Source organism: Pseudomonas sp. B33.4, assembly GCF_034555375.1.
Classification (GTDB): Bacteria; Pseudomonadota; Gammaproteobacteria; order Pseudomonadales; family Pseudomonadaceae; genus Aquipseudomonas.
Window position 1 is genome coordinate 3,368,880 of record NZ_CP140706.1, and the last position, 20,061, is coordinate 3,388,940.

Consider the following 20,061-nt stretch of genomic DNA (forward strand, 5'->3'; position numbering starts at 1 on the left):
GGAGATCGCTGGTTGCGAGATATCACGTCAAACGGCCGACGTTCCCTGTCAGCCCCCTGCCCTTCGCTTAACCGATGGTCATCAGACTTGCATTACCACCTGCTGCGGCGGTGTTTACGCTCACCGCCCGTTCGATGACCAGCCGTTCCAGTGGAATGTCACTCTCACCGGATGACAGGCCGTGAACGCTGATGATTGCACCTGGCCGGGAAGCGATGAGCTGGCATAGATGCCGCAACTGATCTGAATGCCCATGATGAAGAACGGCATCGAACTCCACCGTCCCGCTGTTCCATGCCACAGCTCTGCTGATCACGCGCTGCACTGCTTCAGGAAGCTTGCTGAACAACGCTTTTGTTTGTGAGTTTTCAACCCACAAGACTTGACTGCCCACGGCGAGCACGGCTGCCAGTTGTACCAGCAGATCCGCTTCCGTGTGGGCGATGCAAAGTAAGCGGGTCCGAGGCAGAATCGTGTAAGTGTTCCGCTCGCCCGTAGGCCCGGTCAGCACACGAGTCAGTCCGCTTTGCGATTCGGTTTCAAATCTTGTGCAGAGTGAATACAGCGCGTTGTTTCTATTGGAGTGTGCCCAACCAACGAGAGACTTGAGTGGTAGCAGCAAACTTTCCCGAGCACTTTTTTCTGGAATGTTCTGCCCGTCGGATTCACCAAATGCTTTGGACAAAGCATGCTCAGGCCTTGTCGACAGCAGTCGATACATGTAGAGCGGTCCGCCAGCTTTCGGGCCGGTGCCGGATAACCCTTCCCCTCCAAATGGCTGCACGCCGACAACTGCTCCGACGATGTTGCGATTTACATAGACATTGCCCGCGTGAACATTACCAATGATCTTGGCAATGGTTTCATCGATACGGGTATGCACCCCCAGCGTCAGCCCGTACCCGGAACCATTGATATGCTGGATCAGTCGGTCAAGATTCTTGCGGCTGTAACGAACGATGTGAAGTACCGGCCCAAAGATCTCCCGCTCCAGTTCGTCAATGCTTTCCAGCTCAATCAGCGTCGGTTGTACGAATGTACCTCTGCGGAAATCCTCACCTGACATGATTGAGGCCTGGTAAACCGAGCGACCTTTGACACGCATGGCTTCGATGTGTTTATCGATGCCCGCTTTCGCCTCGGCATCAATCACTGGCCCGATGTCCACGCTTAACCGATCCGGATTGCCTTGCCGGCATTCAGCCATAGCGCCTTTCAACATCTCGATCACCCGATCCGCTGAGTCATCCTGGAGGCATAGCACCCTCAACGCTGAGCAGCGCTGCCCGGCACTGTCAAAAGCGGAAGCCACGACGTCGATAACGACCTGCTCGGTCAAAGCCGATGAGTCAACGATCATCGCGTTCTGTCCACCTGTCTCTGCAATCAACGGAACAGGGCGACCTACCGCATCGAGGCGTCCGGCGATATTTTTTTGAAGCAGGCGTGCCACCTCTGTCGACCCGGTAAACATGACCCCCTTGACTCTGTCGTCACTGATTAGCGCCGAGCCGATGACACTGCCACGCCCCGGCAAAAGCTGTAGTACGCCAATTGGAGTGCCGGCTTCAAGCAGGATGCGTACAGCCTGAGCGGCGATCAATGATGTCTGCTCGGCTGGTTTGGCCAGTACCGTATTGCCAGCCATCAATGCGGCAGCGACCTGGCCGGTGAAAATTGCCAACGGGAAGTTCCAGGGGCTGATGCAGACCACCGGGCCCAATGGCCGATGAGCATCATTGGTAAACTCCCTGCGAGCCTGTGTGGCGTAATACCTTAGAAAGTCGACAGCCTCTCGCACTTCGGCAATAGCATTGGCAAAGGTTTTCCCGGCCTCTCGCACGAGCAGGCCCATGAGCGGTTGAATATCCGCCTCCATCAGGTCCGCTGCCCGCTCCAGAATTTGCGCTCGCTCGCTGACGGGCGTTGCCTGCCAGATAGGGGCAGCACTGGTTGCATGTCCGAGTGCTTGCTCGACATCCTCAAGGTCTGCTGGCTGAACGTGACCAACGACGTCACGCAAGTCCGAAGGATTGCAGACCGGCTTAGCCTCACCCGATCGCCCCCCTCCGCCCAGCATAGGCATGGCGACCCATTCAGTGTTCGCGGTAGCGAGCAACGCACAGGAAAGAGAGGCAAGGCGATGTTCATTCGCCAAGTCGATTCCGGCGGAGTTGGCACGATCGACGCCATACAAATCCCTTGGCATAGGAATCTTTGGATGAGGCAGGCCATAAGCACCATCCTCAAAAGCCATTGCATCTACCGTCAGCACCGGATCAGCAACCAACTCCTGGAGGGTGATGGAGTGGTCGGCAATTCGGTTGACGAACGAGGTGTTGGCGCCGTTTTCCAGCAGACGACGTACGAGGTACGCCAGCAGGGTCTCGTGAGTGCCGACCGGAGCGTACACACGGCACGGACGGTTCAGCTTGCCTTCGGAAACTTTGCCTACAACCTGCTCGTACAACGGTTCGCCCATGCCGTGCAGGCACTGGAATTCGTACTGGCCCGGGTAATAGTTCTGACCGGCAATGTGATAAATCGCCGACAGAGTGTGGGCGTTGTGCGTGGCGAACTGCGGGTAGATGACTTCCGGTACCGACAGCAGTTTGCGGGCGCAGGCGATGTAGGAAACGTCGGTGTACACCTTGCGGGTGTAGACCGGATAGCCTTCCAGGCCTTCGACCTGGGCGCGCTTGATTTCGCTGTCCCAGTACGCGCCTTTCACCAGACGGATCATCAGGCGATGACGGCTGCGGCGAGCCAGGTCGATCACGTAGTCGATCACGTACGGGCAACGCTTCTGGTAGGCCTGGATCACAAAACCGATGCCGTTCCAGCCGGTCAGTTGCGGCTCGAAGCACAGGCGCTCAAGCAGATCCAGCGACAACTCCAGGCGGTCGGCTTCTTCGGCGTCGATGTTCAGGCCGATGTCGTATTGCTTGGCCAGCAGGGTCAGCGACAGCAGGCGCGGGTAAAGCTCGGTTATCACTCGATCATATTGCGCACGGCTGTAACGCGGGTGCAGAGCGGACAGCTTGATCGAAATGCCGGGCCCTTCGTAGATTCCCCGCCCGTGGGAGGCCTTGCCTATGGCATGGATGGCCTGTGTATAGGACGTCAGGTACTTCTGAGCGTCGTGTTCGGTCAGAGCTGCCTCACCCAGCATGTCGTAAGAATACCGAAATCCCTTTGACTCGAACCGGGTAGCGTTGGCCAGTGCTTGGGCGATGGTTTCACCGGTGACAAACTGCTCGCCCATAACCCGCATGGCCATGTCTACCCCTTTGCGAATCAACGGTTCCCCGCCTTTACCGATAATGCGCGTTAGCGTTGAGGTCATTCCGGATTCGCTATGAGTAGCAACCAGTTTCCCGGTCAGCAACAATCCCCAGGTCGCAGCGTTCACGAACAGAGAGCCGCTTTTGCCGATATGCGTCTGCCAGTTGCCGTTGCAGACTTTGTCCCGGATCAACGCATCGCGCGTGCCCTTGTCCGGGATGCGCAGCAGCGCCTCGGCCAGGCACATCAGAGCAACGCCTTCCTGCGAAGACAGCGAGAACTCCTGAAGCAGACCTTGCACGAGCCCTGCCCGGCCGCTGGCGCTCTTCTGATTGCGTAACTTTTCGGCGATGCCGGTAGCCAATTTGGCCGCTGATGTAGCCATCTCTTCAGGTAAACGCGCCTGCTCCAACAGCATCGGTACCATCTCTTCTTCTGGTCGCCGATAGGCTGAAGTAATCGCTGCCCTGAGGACCGACTGCGGATGGATATTTTCCGCCAGATCGAGAAAGGGTTGGCAAGCGGTCTCCACTGCTAGCTCCCCTTGCTCTTCAGCATCGCCGAGATGTGTGCCCAGCAACTCATCGAGCGTGACCCCACCTTCAAGCTTTTCCAGACAGTTGAAGAGTGCCTGCTTGATCAGCCAGTGTGGAGTTCGATCAATTGATGCGGCGGCAGATTTGAGACGTTCACGAGTAAGGTCGTCGAGTTTCACACCGAGGGTAGTCGCCATTATTAGAGCCCAGCCAAGGAAACCGTTAAAAGGAAAATGGGGCGGTCATCAACCGAATTGAAAGCGCGTAAATACGACACTTCTGGCAATTTCAGCGCGCGCAAAGGCCATGGTTGCCATCAGGTAAATGACGCTGTATTCGCCACCACCGCGGTTATGGCATCAACCGGTAACCGCGGTGTTCGCAGCTCTCATTGCGAGAGCGTGATCTTCAGAGTACCGAGCGCAGGAAATCTGCTGTTTCAGCTTTTTCAGGCCGGTCGAAGATCTGGTCGGGCGTCCCTAACTCGTGGATAAGCCCTTTATGGAAAAAGGCGACACGATCCGACACCTCGCGAGCGAAGCGCATTTCGTGGGTGACCACGATCATCGTCATCCCTTCATGGGACAACATACGCAAGGTATCCAGAACCTCGCCAACCAGCTGTGGGTCCAGGGCCGAGGTCACCTCGTCAAACAACATGTAGTCCGGCGACATTGCCAGCGCGCGGGCGATCGCCATCCGTTGCTGTTGCCCGCCCGACAGACGTGCCGGAAACGTTGTCAGCTTTTCACCCAGGCCCACGTGTCTGAGTTTCTCGACAGCAATTGCCTCCGCTTCCTGCCTGGACTTACCCAGCACTTTTCGGGGGGCAAGCATGACGTTCTCGAGAACCGTCATATGGGGAAAGGCATTCCATTGCTGGAACACAATTCCGATCTTTTGCCGAAGTTTGTTGAGGTCGGTTTTTTTCGAGTGCACATGAATGCCATCAACACTGATGCGACCTTGCTGGATATCTTCCAACCCATTGATACACATCAGCATGGTCGACTTTCCGGAACCCGAACCGCCGATCATCGATAACACTTCGCCCTTGTTCACACTCAGGCTGACACCCTTGAGAACATGCAGAGAACCGAAATTTTTATGTACGTCTTCAATTTTTATCATTGTATTTGCCACCTTTTCTCAAGACGAGCGCCGAGTCTCGCAATGGGGAAGCTTATTAAGAAGTAGATCACGCCAGTGATTGCCAGAATGGTCAGTGGCTCTTGCACTCGGGTTGTAACAATTTGCGAGCTGCGCAGCAGTTCGATAATGCCGATCCACAACACCAGCGATGTGTCTTTCATGATGCCGAGGGCCAGACCGATCCAGCTCGGGAATACGATCCTGGTAGCAATCGGCAAAGTGATCGAGACCACCTCCTGACGCCAGGTCAAACCCAGCGACCGCGCGGCGCGACGGGTTGTCGCCGGCACTGCCGCCACCCCGCTCCTGACGATTTCTGTGCACAGTGCTGCGGCATAGACACCGAGGCAAATACACGCCACAACGTAAGTAGGCCAGTTCAGGCGAAACATGCTGTTGAACGAATTGAATATGACCAATTGAATCAACAGCGGCACAGAACGAAAGATATCCAGCACCCAACCTATGGGGGAGCTTATCCACCACGCAGCACCTGCTCTTATTACACCAAACAGTGTGCCGAACACTGTGCCTATCCCGACCGCAGCCAAAGTAATTGCGATTGTGACAACGGCACCCTTTAATAAATACAGGATGTCGCTCCACGCTAATGTCCCTTCAAAAAACATGGCGCACCTCTCAATAACGAAACAGGCGCCAAGCACATAGCCGCGCGCAAATCGTGAATATTTTCGATATCAGGTAGTACAGGCAAGCCGCGACGAAGAAGTACTCGAATGTCCGATAGGTCATGACATTAAGTTGCTGAGTAACACCCGTCAGATCGCTCGTCAGACCAACGATGGTTCCGAGAGACGTCATCAGAATTGACCACACCATCTGGTTGGTCATGGCATGGAACACCGCCCGCAACATCTGCGGAAGCACGATGTGCCACAACGTCTGAACCGCTCCCATGCCCAACGAACGAGCAGCCCGGACTTGAGTTTCCGGGACGGCGGAGAAGCCGCCCCGGAACGTTTCTGCCAGATAGCCTGCGTTGTTGAACGTAATACCGAGCAAGAGTGCATAGTACGAGTCGATACCCACTCCAATGGAGCCCAGCCCGAAATACACCATGTAAATCTGGAACAGCGCCGGGGTATTGCGCGCCGTTTCAATCCACACACTGGCCAGACCAGATAGGGTTTTGTTACCCGATCGTTTTGCAAGCGCCAACAGGACTGCCAACACCGTACCAATTGCCATCGCCAGCGTGGCAATCTCCAGAGTGACTACCGCCCCCGATAACATTTCCGGAAGCGATTCCAGAACCGGGCGCCACTGGAAGGTATAAGACATACGATTACCTTTTTACGCGAAAGGTTTTTGTGATGCGGAACGAATGCTCCGTTTCTTTAACGATAGGTGCCTGGGACAGTCAGATCAGGAGCCGGCCCGCCTTCAGTTCCCACCCACTTGGCGTACAGCTCCGCATAGCGACCTGAGCGCACCTGCCGGTTGAGGAAAAGATTCACGTAGTTGAGCAAGCCCTGTTCCTGGCGTTGCACGAGGAACGCGCAGTAATCGGGATCGACTGGCGCATCACCGACGATCTTCAGCCCCGGATATTTGCCCGAATTGATCACGTGGGTAGCAATCGTTGCAGTGGTGTATGTCGCGTCAATCTTCTTCTGGCTTAGCGCCAGGAAGCTGTCCGACTGGGACTGGAAGGTCAGCATCTTGGTGGCCGGATCATTGATCTTTTGCACCGTTTCTTTCAGAGCAGTCGTTTCATAGGCCCCGGCCGGGCCACCCACCGTGTGCCCTTTGAAATCGGCAACACCGTTAATTCCCGCGTCTTCGCGGGCTAGGATGATGGTCTTGAAGACAAAATAAGGAATCGAGAAGCCGATCGTCCTTGCGCGTTCCAGAGTATCTGAGGCTACGGCAATCCCGACATCAGCCCGTCCCGACAGCACCGCTGGAATCCGGTCAGGGTCCGGGGTATCGACGATTTCCGCCTTTACACCAAGAGCGGCGGCCAGATCATTACAGTAGTCGACATCAAAGCCGATCGGCTTGTTGTCCTTGTCTCGAGCGCCGTTAGGCGGGAAGTCGAGCTCTACCGCACAGCGCAGCTTGCCTGACGAAATGATGTCGTCCAACTGGTCTGCGTGAACGGCGGTAGTACTCAGGGCAGCAACGGCTGCGGCCAGGATGAGTGAGTTAATGCGCATTTTTGTTCCCCTCGTTTGTTGGCTGAACTCAGAAACAAGATACGCGTATTTTAGCGTATCTTGGATATCGTATACGTATTATCGGGGCAGTAAAATTACAGCTCTTAGATCGTTATTGTTGGTATCACTGGACGAGAAAACCGTAGGTAAGTGGGTCGGTCTCGTCGATGATCCAGTTGGCGTATCCACAGATGTGGGCCTTTCCGCTCACTTCGGGAATTACGGCGTCCAGCGGACCGACCTTTGTTTCGCTGAGCGCGCGGCCTTTGAAAACGGTCCCGATAATGGATTCGTTGACCAACGTATCGGTGGCTGACAATTCACCTCGCAGATAAAGCTGTGCAACGCGGCCCGCGGTGCCCGATCCGGTTGGTGACCGGTCGATCGCACGATCGGCATACACGCAGCAGTTGGCCTGACTTGACCCCTCGTGACGCGGATCGCCATACACCATTACGCCGTACACATCATTGAATTCGGGGATCTCAGGGTGGATGAACGAGCCCCGGGCATTGATAGCGGTTTTAATTTCATAGCCGAACTGGGTGATCGTCGACAGATCTTTTTCGCGGATGGCGATATTGTGCGGCCGGCCATCGACGTAGAAATAAGTCGCGCCGCCGTAGGCGATATCACCCGTCACCTTGCCGAACGTTGGCGTGGTCACCGTCACATCTCGCTCGAAGATGAATGACGCTACGTTGACGAAACGTACCGCCCCTGCCCGCACACCATCCCACTCGACGAACGCCTCGATGAAGCCGCATGGCGCATCGATACCTACACGGGTCTCGGGGGCTTTTCGCTCAATCCAGCCCAGCTCCACAGCAGCCGTGGCCAGCGCGATCACACCGTGACCGCAATGTGGGCTATAGCCCATGTTATTGAGGAAAATGATGCCGAAATCGGCACCTTCACTCACCGGTTCAGTCAGAAACCCGCCATACAAGTCCTTGTGACCACGTGGCTCAAGCATGAGAGCTCGCCGGTAATGGTCAGCGTTCTGTTGCAACCAGGTACTGCGCTCGACAATGGTCGCACCAGGCACTTTGGGTAGCCCCTGGGTAACGAGACGGAACGTTTCCCCGCTCGTGTGCAGCTCAACCGTGGCAAATGATCGTTCGTACTGCATTCGTATTCTCCGTATCTCAGGGTTGCGAAAGCTGGCAATGGCGTGAACAGATCGCCATTTCAGATATGGTATACGATAAACGATAAGCGTCAACTGTCAAATAGCGAGTCCGATGATCCAGGCCGATCAGGAGGCAAATTCCTGTAAGGCTTATAAAGAAGGAAAAGAATCCAGCCCACCTATGACTTGATGACGTCATTGACACAGGCGATACGGTATACGATATTCGATAAAAACATCAGGTATCGGATGTATGACTCATTCAGAAATCGATTCCCCGGCTGTCATCGGCTATGTCACACCGCTCAGCGCGCAACCCGGAGAACTTCTCGAATTCAAGATTTCCTCGGCAGGTGATAAGGACATTCGCGCCAGGGTTGTCCGGCTTGACTGCTGCGATCCCAATCCGCAGGGCCCAGGCCTCAAAAGCGTGGACGTGGATTTCGATCTGGACGAGAGCTATCGGGCAACCGAACAAAAGACTTACCTCGGATCGTGTGCAATTGCTCCTCTGCCCTGTCTCCGTGATACCAGCAATCTGACACTGTCGCTGTTCATAAAGCCCACGCTGTACAGCACCACTGACCAAGTGATTTTTTCGTGGCAGGATGAAACTGCAACGACGGGTTTCGCATTGATCCTCAACGCAGGCACGCTTGAGTTAAAACGACTGGGGGAGCACACCCGCCTGGAGATTGGTCTTTGCCTGGAGATCAACTGTTGGACCCAGCTGAAAATCGGCTTCGGCCTGCAAGACATCGTCGTTCGCTCAAGGCGGGTGGGCAGACGAGAAACCGCCGAATCCAGCACCCGCCTGGAAGGGCTTCATGCCTTGCTCAAGAACTCCAGTCACCTGATTCTCGCTGCCATCTGGAGCGGCCATCCCGTCGATTGCCTCAACGGCGCCATCGAAGCACCATGCCTGACCCGGACTCAGGCTGGCACGAACGCCGACATCGAGGTGCTTGCGCGCTGGTCTTTTGCCAATGATGCATACAAGCAAACGGTTGAAGACGACATTAATCCTTCGCGCCATCTCACCCTGGTCAACATGCCGATGCGCGGCGTGCGCTCTTCGGGCTGGACCGGCCGTAACATGGACTGGAAAACCGCGCCTGACGAATACGCCGCCATCGCTTTCCACGCCGATGACCTGAGCGACTGTCAGTGGAGCACGACCCTTGCGGTTCGAGTGCCTGCCGGTATGCCATCAGGAGTTTACGGACTGATCGTGGATCATCCATCGGGCAGCGACACTATCCCGTTCTACGTTCTTCCCGGTGCAGGTTTACCTCGCCGCAGAATTCTCTTTCTGGCACCCACGTTTACCTATCAGGCCTATGCGAACCATACCCGCGGAACATTCGCCGGCGCGCTGCAGAACCGAGTCAGTGAGTGGAATGCCTATCCTCATAATCCGGACGTCATCGGTACATTTGGATATTCAAACTACAACTGCCACCCGGATGGCTCAGGGATAACCCTTTCTTCCCGATTGCGGCCGATGATGACTATGCGCCCTGCGTATTTGGTCTATCTCGACGAGCGAGGTTCCGGGATGCGTGGCTTTGCTTCGGACTCGCATCTGACCGACTGGTTGCAAGCCAAAGGGTACGAGTTCGACGTCATTACCGATGAGGATCTGGATCGTGAAGGCATTGATGCCCTGACTCACTACGATGTCGTGCTGACCGGGACCCAGCCTGAATATCAAACGCGCAGGACACTGGAAGCGCTGATCGCCTATCGCGAGGGCGGCGGCAAACTGATGTACCTCGGCGGTAACGGCTTCTACTGGAAAATCGGCCGCCATCCACAGCTCCCTCATATGATCGAGGTGCGTCGCGCAGAAGGTGGCATGCGGGTCTGGGCCAGCCAGCCCGGCGAGTATTACCACCAACTCGATGGCGAGTATGGCGGCTTGTGGCGTCGCAACGGAATCGCACCGCAACAAGTCGCCGGCGTGGGCTTCACCGCCGAAGGCGCATTCGAGGGGACGTACTACGTCCGCACTCCGGAATCGTTTCGCAGTGAACTGGCCTTCCTGTTTGAGGGTATTGCACCCGATCAGCGAATAGGCGATTTCGGTCTTTCGGGAGGCGGTGCTGCCGGCTTCGAGATCGACCAGGTCTGTTCGGACTTGGGTACCCCGGACTTCGTTTCGGTCGTTGCTGTCTCTGAAGGTCATGGCCCGACCTTTGAAACCAGCTTCGAAGAGCTTCTGCTTCCGGGTGTCTTCGATGGCAGCCCGCGACCTTACGGCGGCATTCGCTCGAACATCGTCTATGGCATCGACGAGAACGGCGGAGGTCTGTTTTCGGTCGGGTCTATTACGTTTTGCGGCAGCCTCTCGCACAACCACTACGACAATAACGTGTCGCGTCTGCTGGAAAACTGTCTGCGTAAATTTCTCCAACTCTCAGGCAGCGCCGATGAGTCAGAACAACCCTCCCCTCACTCCGCCACCTCCTTAAAAGAAGATTGACGCCATGACAGACGAGCTTTCTTTAGTGCACATGGACTTCGACGAACTCAGCCTGCTGTTGAGAAAAATCTTCATCCGCCACGGCACATCCGATTTCGTTGCTGACATCCTGGCCGCCAATTGCGCAGGCTGCGAGCGCGATGGTGCGCTAAGCCATGGCATCTTTCGCATGCCCGGCTATGTGGCCTCTCTGAAAACCGGCTGGGTGGACGGACAAGCCAATGCCGAGGTGAACATCGTAAGCCCTTCGTTCATCCGCATCGATGCCCGCAACGGATTCGCCCAACCAGCCTTGGCCGCCGCAGCGAAGGCCATTGATGAAGCCATCGAACGTACCGGCGTAGCCGTCATCGCTATCCGCAACTCCCATCATTTCAGTGCACTCTGGCCTGACGTTGAACCGTTCGCACGCAAAGGATTGGTCGCGATCAGCTTCGTCAACGGTCTGGCCAATGTCGTCCCGCACGGCGGACACACAGCGGTTTTCGGAACCAACCCGATTGCCTTCGCAACGCCGGTCGCCGGCGCCGAGCCGCTCGTGGTGGACCAGGCGACCAGCGTCATGGCCAATGGCGAAGTTCGACTGCATGCGCTGGACGATCGACCACTTCCGCCCGGTACCGGCATCGACAGCTCAGGTAGCGCCACTACGGATCCACATGCGGTGCTGGCCGGCGGAGCATTGAACACATTCGGCGGATACAAGGGCTCTTCGATTGCGCTCATGGTCGAGCTGTTGGCTGGTGCCCTGACCGGAGGACAATTGTCGTTCGAGAACGACTTCGGCAGTTGCGTTGGCGCACAGACGCCAAAGGCCGGGCAGCTAATGATCGTGATCGATCCGGATCGTGGCGGCACAACCGACTTCAGCCAGCGTGCTGCGTTCCTGTGCAACCGCTTGATGGAAGCCGGTCAGGATCGACTGCCAGGTGCAAGGCGCCACAAGAACCGGCACACCGCACTGACCCAAGGCATTTTCCTTACAAAAAAAGCCATCGCGGATCTGCAGCAAATGGCCGCGGACAACGCCATACAGGCGCCTTGATCGCACTTATAGACACATTCACCTCACCTCTAAAGCAACATTCTGGAAAAAACATGAGCAACCTATCCCGCGACACCGGCACCCTGGAACTTCATCGATCGCTATCGTCTTCACACATCGAACAACTGGTGGCGCTTTTTCAAACCGAATGGTGGACCAAGGGACGCATCAGCGCAGATGTAGAAAAGATGGTGCAATCGGGCGGCCCGCTCTTCGCTTTCATTGACCCGCAGAACGATGAACTTGTCGCGTTCGCCCGAGCAATGACCGACGGCGTTTATAAGGCGATGATCTTCGACATTATCGTCAAGGAGACGTGGCGTGGGACCGGGCTGGGCGCTGTACTCATGAACACAGTGCTGAACGATCCTGCATTGGTCGACATCAAACACCGCGAACTCTACTGCCTGGACGACATGGTGCCGTTCTATGAAAAATGGGGTTTTGCCACCGCAGCGGCCGGTTTGAACTTCATGCGCAAGGCATAGGGGTAAACCCGATTCCGGCCGCGATCCCGTCATATGGAAAAACGCTTGGCACTGAAAGGTTCCAGATTCTGCGTGGGTTGGCGGCCGGCAACCATCTGCGCAATGAGCCGGCCGGTCGTGGCTCCCAAGGTCAGGCCAAGCTGGCCATGTCCTAAAGCCATGAATACATTCGATAGCCGGGTACTGCGGTCGATCACGGGCTTGGTGTCTGGCAAATACGGCCGGTAACCGACGCCGTACTCCAGGTCGCTCAATCGCAATCCGGGAATGATCTTGCGCGCCTTTTCAAGAATGATTTCTGCGCGTTTGAAATTCGGCTCGGCATTGGGCCGTGCAAACTCCATGGTGCCGCCGATTTGCAGGCCGCGAGTCATGGGGCTGATGCAAAAACCTCCATCGGGGAAAATGACCGAGTGTTGCACTCTCTCCACCTCCGCTGGCAGAAGCGCTTGGTAACCCGCGATCCCGACCAGCGGAATCTGTACGCCTAGCTGAGCAAAAAACTGTCGTGAACCGACACCCGCTGCAATCACCACATGATCAGCTGCGTAGCGCTGATCATCGGCCAGCGTGACACCGCTTGCACGTTGGGCCCCTTCATCCAGGCGTTTGACCTGTCCACGAACTCGGACACCGCCCTGGTCGATAAAACTTTGCGTCAACGATGCGATAAACCCCTCGGTATCGCTTACCGAGCGCCAGTCAGGGAAAAGCAAGCCGTGACTGAACTTGCCCGCTAGCGATGGTTCGAGATCGGCAATTGCCGCGGCATCCAGTATTTCTGCTTTGAAGCCCAAGGCTGTTCGGAATGCCAAATGGGGACGTTCCTGCTCCATACCTGCTGAGGATTCAAACAGCTTGATCACAGGACCTTCGCGCAGCAATCCCTGCTCAGTACAAGCCTGTAACAATGGCGCGTAATCCGCGTGCGCATAAAGTGTAAGACTGGCGATATCCCGAGCAATTTCTTCGGATTTCGATTGCTTGGCACACGCCAGAAACCTCAGGAACCACGGCAACATGCCGGGCAATGCGCTGGCTCTCAACGCCAGAGGCCCTTCCTGATCGAGTAGCCACCCCGGAATCTTTTGCATCACCCCAGGTCTGGACAGTGGAACCACTTCGCCGATGGCCATTTGGCCACAGCTCCATTTGGCCGTGCTGTCGCCTGCCGCGGCGGGATCGATCAAAGTAACGGCATACCCTTCCCTTTGAAGATACAGGGCACAGCATGTCCCTACGATTCCCCCACCTACGACAACTACCCTTTCTGAAAACAGGCGAAAGTGTTCGGAAGAGTGAACAGGCGCCATGTATCCCCCTTGAAGATGCGTCAAATGATGGCCATTATCAGATATGGTATACGCATCACAACAAAGCAAAATCGCCGTAGCGAAGGCTACGGCGATGTGGACATCTGCGCTTGGATTTACTTGCGAATGTTGTCCAGCAATGATTCGCAGGCCTTGGTGATGTGCTGACGCAACAGTTCAGCGGCCTCCTCGGCATCGCCTTTGCGGCACGCCGCCAGGATCTGCCGGTGTTCGCGATCATCCACACCTGTCCCACCGGACAGGGTGAGCTGAATTCTCAAATAGCGCTCGATACGGTCATTGACCGAACGGATGAGGTTCATCAGGAACGGCCGGTTGGCATCCTCATAGAGGCAGGAATGAAACTGCCAATTGAGCTCCGCCCAGCGCGCCACATTGGTCTCTTGCGCGAACTCGTCACAATACTGCTCGGCCCTCTTGAAAGTGGCTTCGGTCATCAGAGGCACGGACAGTTTCAGCGCGCTGGACTCCAGCATTGCCCGGACCTCGAAAATCTGCGCAATTTCCGGCTCGGAAATGCTTTTGACGACAGCGCCGCGGTTACGCTGAAACTCGACAAGGCCTTCGGCTTCGAGGCGTTTGAGCGCTTCACGCACCGGTATCTTACTGACATCGAACAGCTTGGCGACGTCATCCTGGCGAATCGGTTCGCCTTCATCGAAGTCACCCGTGATGATCGCCTCACGAATGTGATTGGCGATGATGTCGGACGCCGTAGGCGCGGAGCCAAGTGACGGCAGATCTGCAGGACTTAGGGGCAATTTGAACTCCATGTGTGCAATCGGGAAGCCACGATCGAATAACGTATTCTATATCAGCTCGCAGCTTACCATCGGCTGGTCTGTCTGGTGATACAGCCTCGCCGGGTGACTGATGCGCTTCATCAGCCCCTAAAAACCCGTTGACACCACTATCAACGTATACGATATTCAATCTAGAGTTCGACTCACCCGGTGTCAAGCACTCAACACCAGGCTTGCGCTGCATACCTGCCAACAAGAACAACAGGAGAAACCTGCATGCATTCGTCTCCCCAAAAGCCAGCCAAACAATCGCGGATTGCCGACAAAGCGACAGACGCCCCCAGTGCGTCTCGGCACCCCCCCCACAAAACCGGCAAGCACGACGACCTCAGGTCGTTTTTCCACGACCTGATGAATGTGCCCGGCTCTAGCGAACATCTGTTGATTCTTTGATACCGGTTTATCGCCCCCCCCTTCGACGTTCGCCACTCGAACACTCAGGAGAACCCGAAATGCCGATAGTAAAAATCAAAATGCTCGCCGGACGACAAAGCGAGAAAAAGCACGAACTGGCAAGTGAAATAACGGCTGCCTTTTCCAGAATCCTTGGTTCCGCACCAAAGGACGTCACCATCACTTTCACCGATGTGGCGCCCTCCGACTGGGTAATTGCCGGCGAACCGCTCAGTGCTTCCGTCACTGCGCCCTCGCCCCAGCGTTAAACGATTCACTGAATAGCGTTTGTGGATTGAACGCGATCAATCCCGAAGCACTGTGTTTTCTATCCTTCAATGTCGAGTTTCACTCATGTATTTGAATGCCCAACAACTGGCCGATGCACTGCCTTGGGACGCGCTGATGAATGCGCTATCCGATATCTTCACCCGTACCGTGCACTCCCCTGTGCGTCACCACCACAAGATAGAAGTACCGGGCGACCCCGCTGCCATGCTGTTGTTGATGCCAGCCTGGATCGAAGGCGAGTATCTAGGGGTCAAGCAAGTCACCGTGTTCCCCGGTAACAATGCAAAAGGCCAACCGGGGCTCAGCAGCCACTATCTCCTCAGTTGTGCGAAAACCGGCCTACCGCTGGGTCAGTTTGACGGCAACGAACTGACAGCCCGCCGCACAGCCGCGGCTTCTGCACTTGCCTCTCGCTATCTGTCTCGTACCGATTCGAAACGACTGCTTATGGTCGGGGCCGGCCGTATGGGGCGCTATCTGGTCAGCGCGCACCGATCGGTTCGCGATCTGGAAGAGGTCATTGTTTATGACCTCAACTTCGAAGCCGCAACGGCATTCGCGAACGACATCAGGGCCCAGGGAATCCAGGCAAAAGCCGTCACACTTCAGGAGTTACCCGCAGCCGCTGCTGCCGTCGATATCATCAGTTGCGCCACACTGGCCACGGAACCGGTCATACAAGGTCAGTGGTTGAAACCTGGCGTTCATCTGGACCTGGTCGGCAGCTTTACCCCGATCATGCGCGAAGTCGACGACGATGTTGTGGCGCGCTGTAGCATTTTCGTTGATACCCGCGAAGGTGCTCTCGCGGAGACAGGTGACCTGATCCAGCCGATTCAGAAAGGCGTCATTACCGAAGACGACGTAATCGCCGAGTTCAGCGAACTGTGTGCCGGGAAACACTTCGGGCGCTCTGTCCTGACGACTCCGGATAAAGCCATGACCCTGTTCAAATCGGTTGGCGCGTCGGTAGAAGACCTCGCAGCGGCCATTCTGGCTTACCAGCGGACTTCAGTTTCCCGCTGAGCCCCCCTTTCAACGTTTGCACGTTCAATACATGTCGGGCGCCAGGCGCCCACCGAATCCCCGGAGAAATACCATGCGATCATCCAAAGTCATCCATGTCGTCAGTTGCCATGCAGCGGGTGAAGTGGGCGACGTCATTGTTGGCGGTGTTGCCACCCCTCCGGGGGAAACGATCTGGGAGCAGCGCAAGTTCATTGAAACCGACCAGGCACTGCGCAACTTTGTCTTGAATGAGCCTCGCGGTGGGGTGTTCCGGCACGTCAATCTGCTGGTTCCGCCCAAGCATCCGCAAGCAGACGTTGGCTGGATCATCATGGAGCCGTGCGATACACCACCCATGTCAGGTTCCAACTCGATGTGCGTGGCGACCGTACTGCTGGAGACCGGAATCATCCCTATGGTAGAGCCGGAAACCCGCATGTTCCTTGAGCCGCCAGGAGGGTTGATCGAAGTGGTTGCGAGCTGCCGAAATGGCAAGGCTGAGCGAATTACCGTACGCAACGTGCCGTCATTTGCTGACAAACTTGATGTGACTATCGAGGTATCGGGGATTGGGTCTCTACTCGTCGATACGGCCTATGGTGGTGACAGTTTCGTCATTACCGACGCCAGAAGACTGGGCTTTTCATTGACCCCTGACGAAGCCAGGGAGATTGCCGATTACGGCATGAAGATCACTCAGGCAGCCAACGAACAATTGAGGTTTGTCCACCCGGAAAACGATGACTGGAAGCATATTTCCTTCTGCCAGATCGCTAACCCGGTAGAGATGAAAAACGGCATTCTGACCGCAGCCAATGCGGTGGCTATCCGCCCTGGAAAAGTAGACCGTTCCCCATGCGGCACGGGCTGCTCGGCCCGCATGGCAGTCCTGCATGCAAAAGGCCAGATGAAATCGGGTGATCGCTTCATCGGCAAGTCGATCCTGGGCACCGAGTTCGATTGTCGGATCGATTCAGTATTGTCCGTGGGTGGCCGTCCAGGTATCAGTCCGATAATTTCCGGACAAGCCTGGATTACAGGTACACACCAACACACGCTGGATCCGACCGACCCGTTTCCGGCAGGTTATCGTCTTTCCGACACTTGGCCTGTAGAGAAGCAGTGATAGCCACTTATTCAAGTGCTAACGATAATTTTTCTCAGAGATCCAAGCTGTTATGGATCAAACAAGTTGAAGCGGTTGTTGTTGTTGTTGTTGTTGTTGTTGTTGGGGCGTGGCCTGAAAATTCCCGACGATGTCGCCGTGCTCGGCTACGACAACATGATCGGCATTGTCGAGTTGTTCATCCCGCCGCTGACCACGGTGCAACTGCCGTACTACGAAATTGGGCGCCAGGCTGCACGGCATCTGATCGAGACCCTGGAGCTATCGGGAACTCAGCGAGTTGACTATCCATTGGTGGTCAGGACATCACTCTGAGAGTGGATCCGCTCGCTGATGGCACTCCCGATTGCTTTGGATTTGCCGAGTGGAATCAGAAATCCACCGTCGCTGAAAGCAGATAAGTTCTCGGTGTCGACAACGTCAACCCCGGCTCGCTGTCATCCGAAGCGCCTGCCGAACTCCAGTAGCGTTTATCCAGCACGTTCTCGATATTCCCGCGCAAGGTGATGGTCTTGTCGTCAACCTTGAAGGCATAGCGCGTGCCTACGTCGAAGCGCTCCCAGGAGTCGATTTCCTTGTCGTTCGACTGATCCAGATACTGCGAACTGGAATAAATACCGCGCCCGGTCAGCGTAAGCCCCTGCACCGTCGGCACATCCCACTCGGCGCCGAGATTGACGTTGTATTTCGGTGTCGCCGGCGCACGGTTGCCGTCGAAGGTGCCATTGGTGGTCTTGGCCAATTCACTGTCGATGTACATCACTCCGCCAAGCAAACGGAAGCCTTTGAGCGGTTCACCGAACACGCTCAGCTCCACGCCACTGTTCTCGCGTTTGCCATTGGGGCCAAAGACCCGCGTGGTGGCGTTGGTTTCATAGGCTGGCTGCTTGATGCGAAACACTGCAGCAGTCAACGCGTAGGCGCCGGCATCGTATTTGGCGCCCACTTCAACCTGACGGCTGATAAATGGCGGGAAGATTTCGTCTTCGTTCACTGACGTCGACGGCGCGATCTTGCCCTGACTCAGGCCTTCCATGTAGTTGGCGTACAGCGACAATTTGTCCGTAGCCTTGAACAGAATCCCGCCCGAGGGCGAGACCTTTTCCTCGTCGTAAGCCGTGTCGCCTTTGACGTCATCGCTCCAGTCGTCGACCTTCACCCGTTGCCAGCGCGCACCGAGGGTCAGCAACAGTCGATCATCGAAAAAGCCCAGCGTGTCGGACAGCGCCACGCCGCTGAAGCGGTTTTCGGTATAGACCTTGGCGTCATAGCGCGTCGGTGTGCCGGGTTTGGCGGTTTCCACCGGGTCATACAGATTGCTGCGACCTGCCGCGTAACGTGCGCCGCCGTTCTCGAAATCCATGTAGAAGTAGCTGACCGCGAGGTTGACCTCATGGCTCACCGGCCCGGTATGGAACCAGTTGCGCACGCCTGCCGTGGCCGTGCGCACGTTTTCGTCGCGGGTGAAGTCGCGCGGCAGTACGCTGAAATCACCGGCATCGTTGGTGACAGAAACGGCGTGGCGCAAGAAGTCATGATTACTTTTGCGCGCACCGACGCCGCCATACACCATCACCGAATCACTGACGTCGAACTCAGCGTTGAGCGTGCCGAAGGTGTCCTCGGTTTTCGCCTGGCTCCAAGGTTGCGCGTAATTGCGATGCACGCTATTCGCGCTCGGAACCTTGGCATTCGCGGCGACTTGCACGCGCTCTTGCGGTGCGTCGGTATCGCGTTCGGTGTGGCCGATATCGGTCGAAATTCGTAAACGCTCGCCGCGAAAGTCGAGGCCGAGCACAGCCATGTCGCGGTCGACACTTTGGTGATCCCACTCAGTGTCACCGGACTGTTTGACGCCGTTGAAGCGCAGACCGAACTGGTTGTCCTCACCGAAACGACGGCCGACATCCACGGCACCACCGACTTGATTATTCGACGCGTAATTGGTGGTCAACGAGGTGATCGGCTTATCGGTAGCGCGCTTTGGCACCACGTTGATCCCCCCGCCCACACTGCCCCGCGGCGAAATCCCGTTAATGAGTTGGGTCGGGCCTTTGAGGATGTCGACGCGATCGGCCATTTCCATGTCGATCGTGTAAGTCGGCAACACACCGTAGAGGCCGTTATAGGCCACGTCGCTGTTGAACAGACTGAAACCACGGATGGTGAACTGCTCGTAACGTCCGCCGGCCGGGTTGGTTGCACGCACCGAAGGGTCGCTGGCGATCAGATCGCCAAGGGTGCGCGCCTGTTGGTTTTTCACCGTTTCGCTGGTGTAGGTGGTCATGCTGAACGGGGTTTCCATGAAGTCTTTCGAGCCCAGCAAACCCTGTGAACCACGACGCGCCACCTGGCCACCGGCAAATACATCGGCGCCCGTCGAATCGCTCGCGCCGAGGATCGAAGTCGGCGCCAGTTGCAGGCTGCTGCCCTCAGGCGCAGGAATCAGGGTGAAAGCGTGATCGCCCAGCGGCTGCAGTTGCAAGCCAGAACCCAGCAACAACCGGGTGAACCCCTCCTCCACACCAAATTCGCCGGACAAACCATTGCTGTTGCGCCCGCTGACTAGCGCCGGATCCACAGAAAGATTGACGCCGGCCAAACCGGCAAACCGCGTCAACGCGGCACTGAGGCTGCCGGCCGGCACCTGATAACTACGCCGGGCGTCTTCGGCCCAACTGGACTGGAACAACACCGGGCTGGCACTCAGGCTCAGCAGGAGGCTCAACTGCAACAACGGACGCAAACGACTTGGGAATACTGCGGGCATTGGAAGAAGCTCTCGATTTTGTTCACTTGCCTG

Annotated in this window: 15 protein-coding genes and 1 pseudogene; 7 read left to right on the forward strand and 9 right to left on the reverse strand. The window is 56.4% G+C overall.

Going from position 1 to position 20,061, the window contains the following annotated elements; translation table 11 throughout:
• Window positions 1–67: 67 nt before the first annotated feature.
• The 6 genes from putA to lhpH all read right to left on the reverse strand — a co-directional run bounded on the left by putA (window position 68) and on the right by lhpH (window position 8,285).
• Window positions 68–4,021: a trifunctional transcriptional regulator/proline dehydrogenase/L-glutamate gamma-semialdehyde dehydrogenase gene (gene putA / locus U6037_RS14730; RefSeq protein WP_322847326.1), complete on the reverse strand. Its 3,954-nt coding sequence runs from the start codon at window positions 4,019–4,021 to the stop codon at window positions 68–70.
• A gap of 208 nt (window positions 4,022–4,229) precedes the next feature.
• On the reverse strand, window positions 4,230–4,952 hold the full coding sequence (locus tag U6037_RS14735; RefSeq protein ID WP_179694984.1) for an amino acid ABC transporter ATP-binding protein: 723 nt from the start codon (window positions 4,950–4,952) through the stop codon (window positions 4,230–4,232).
• Window positions 4,949–5,602, reverse strand: coding sequence for an amino acid ABC transporter permease (locus U6037_RS14740; protein ID WP_322843473.1), 654 nt, complete (start codon window positions 5,600–5,602; stop codon window positions 4,949–4,951). The genes U6037_RS14735 and U6037_RS14740 overlap by 4 nt, the downstream gene beginning before the upstream one ends.
• Window positions 5,603–5,612: 10 nt before the next feature.
• Window positions 5,613–6,275, reverse strand: a complete 663-nt coding sequence (locus U6037_RS14745) for an amino acid ABC transporter permease (RefSeq protein ID WP_179694986.1) — start codon at window positions 6,273–6,275, stop codon at window positions 5,613–5,615.
• Window positions 6,276–6,331: 56 nt separating this feature from the next.
• Complete coding sequence (locus U6037_RS14750; RefSeq protein ID WP_322843474.1) at window positions 6,332–7,153, reverse strand: transporter substrate-binding domain-containing protein; 822 nt, start codon at window positions 7,151–7,153, stop codon at window positions 6,332–6,334.
• A 124-nt stretch (window positions 7,154–7,277) separates the two neighbouring features.
• Window positions 7,278–8,285, reverse strand: coding sequence for a trans-3-hydroxy-L-proline dehydratase (gene lhpH, locus U6037_RS14755; RefSeq protein ID WP_179694988.1), 1,008 nt, complete (start codon window positions 8,283–8,285; stop codon window positions 7,278–7,280).
• A 253-nt stretch (window positions 8,286–8,538) separates the two neighbouring features.
• Between lhpH and U6037_RS14760 the strand changes: the two genes are divergently transcribed.
• From U6037_RS14760 to U6037_RS14770, 3 genes are read left to right on the forward strand one after another with little or no spacing between them, the layout of a single operon-like run.
• Complete coding sequence (locus U6037_RS14760) at window positions 8,539–10,770, forward strand: N,N-dimethylformamidase beta subunit family domain-containing protein (protein ID WP_322843475.1); 2,232 nt, start codon at window positions 8,539–8,541, stop codon at window positions 10,768–10,770.
• A gap of 4 nt (window positions 10,771–10,774) precedes the next feature.
• Complete coding sequence (locus U6037_RS14765) at window positions 10,775–11,815, forward strand: Ldh family oxidoreductase (RefSeq protein WP_322843476.1); 1,041 nt, start codon at window positions 10,775–10,777, stop codon at window positions 11,813–11,815.
• A 53-nt stretch (window positions 11,816–11,868) separates the two neighbouring features.
• A complete protein-coding gene (locus U6037_RS14770) occupies window positions 11,869–12,303 on the forward strand; it encodes a GNAT family N-acetyltransferase (RefSeq protein ID WP_322843477.1) in 435 nt (144 codons plus the stop codon).
• Between the two features lie 29 nt (window positions 12,304–12,332).
• Here U6037_RS14770 and U6037_RS14775 read toward each other — a convergent pair whose 3' ends face one another.
• Window positions 12,333–13,616, reverse strand: coding sequence for an NAD(P)/FAD-dependent oxidoreductase (locus U6037_RS14775; RefSeq protein ID WP_322843478.1), 1,284 nt, complete (start codon window positions 13,614–13,616; stop codon window positions 12,333–12,335).
• A gap of 116 nt (window positions 13,617–13,732) precedes the next feature.
• Complete coding sequence (locus U6037_RS14780; RefSeq protein ID WP_041064625.1) at window positions 13,733–14,398, reverse strand: GntR family transcriptional regulator; 666 nt, start codon at window positions 14,396–14,398, stop codon at window positions 13,733–13,735.
• 494 nt (window positions 14,399–14,892) lie between these two features.
• On the opposite strand from U6037_RS14780, the gene U6037_RS14785 reads away from it, so the two are divergent.
• From U6037_RS14785 to U6037_RS14800, 4 genes and pseudogenes are all read left to right on the forward strand, one after another.
• On the forward strand, window positions 14,893–15,102 hold the full coding sequence (locus tag U6037_RS14785; RefSeq protein WP_322843479.1) for a 4-oxalocrotonate tautomerase family protein: 210 nt from the start codon (window positions 14,893–14,895) through the stop codon (window positions 15,100–15,102).
• Between the two features lie 85 nt (window positions 15,103–15,187).
• A complete protein-coding gene (locus U6037_RS14790; protein WP_322843480.1) occupies window positions 15,188–16,150 on the forward strand; it encodes an ornithine cyclodeaminase family protein in 963 nt (320 codons plus the stop codon).
• 73 nt (window positions 16,151–16,223) lie between these two features.
• Entirely contained in the window at window positions 16,224–17,258 is a 1,035-nt protein-coding gene (locus U6037_RS14795) for a trans-3-hydroxy-L-proline dehydratase (RefSeq protein ID WP_322843481.1), read from the forward strand.
• Window positions 17,259–17,351: 93 nt separating this feature from the next.
• A pseudogene (locus U6037_RS14800) lies at window positions 17,352–17,573 on the forward strand (substrate-binding domain-containing protein); the annotation flags it as partial.
• 55 nt (window positions 17,574–17,628) lie between these two features.
• On the opposite strand, the gene U6037_RS14805 reads toward U6037_RS14800, so the two are convergent.
• The gene (locus tag U6037_RS14805; protein ID WP_322843482.1) at window positions 17,629–20,028 is read right to left on the reverse strand and encodes a TonB-dependent receptor; all 2,400 of its coding nucleotides are present in this window, start codon (window positions 20,026–20,028) and stop codon (window positions 17,629–17,631) included.
• Between the last annotated feature and the right edge of the window lie 33 nt (window positions 20,029–20,061).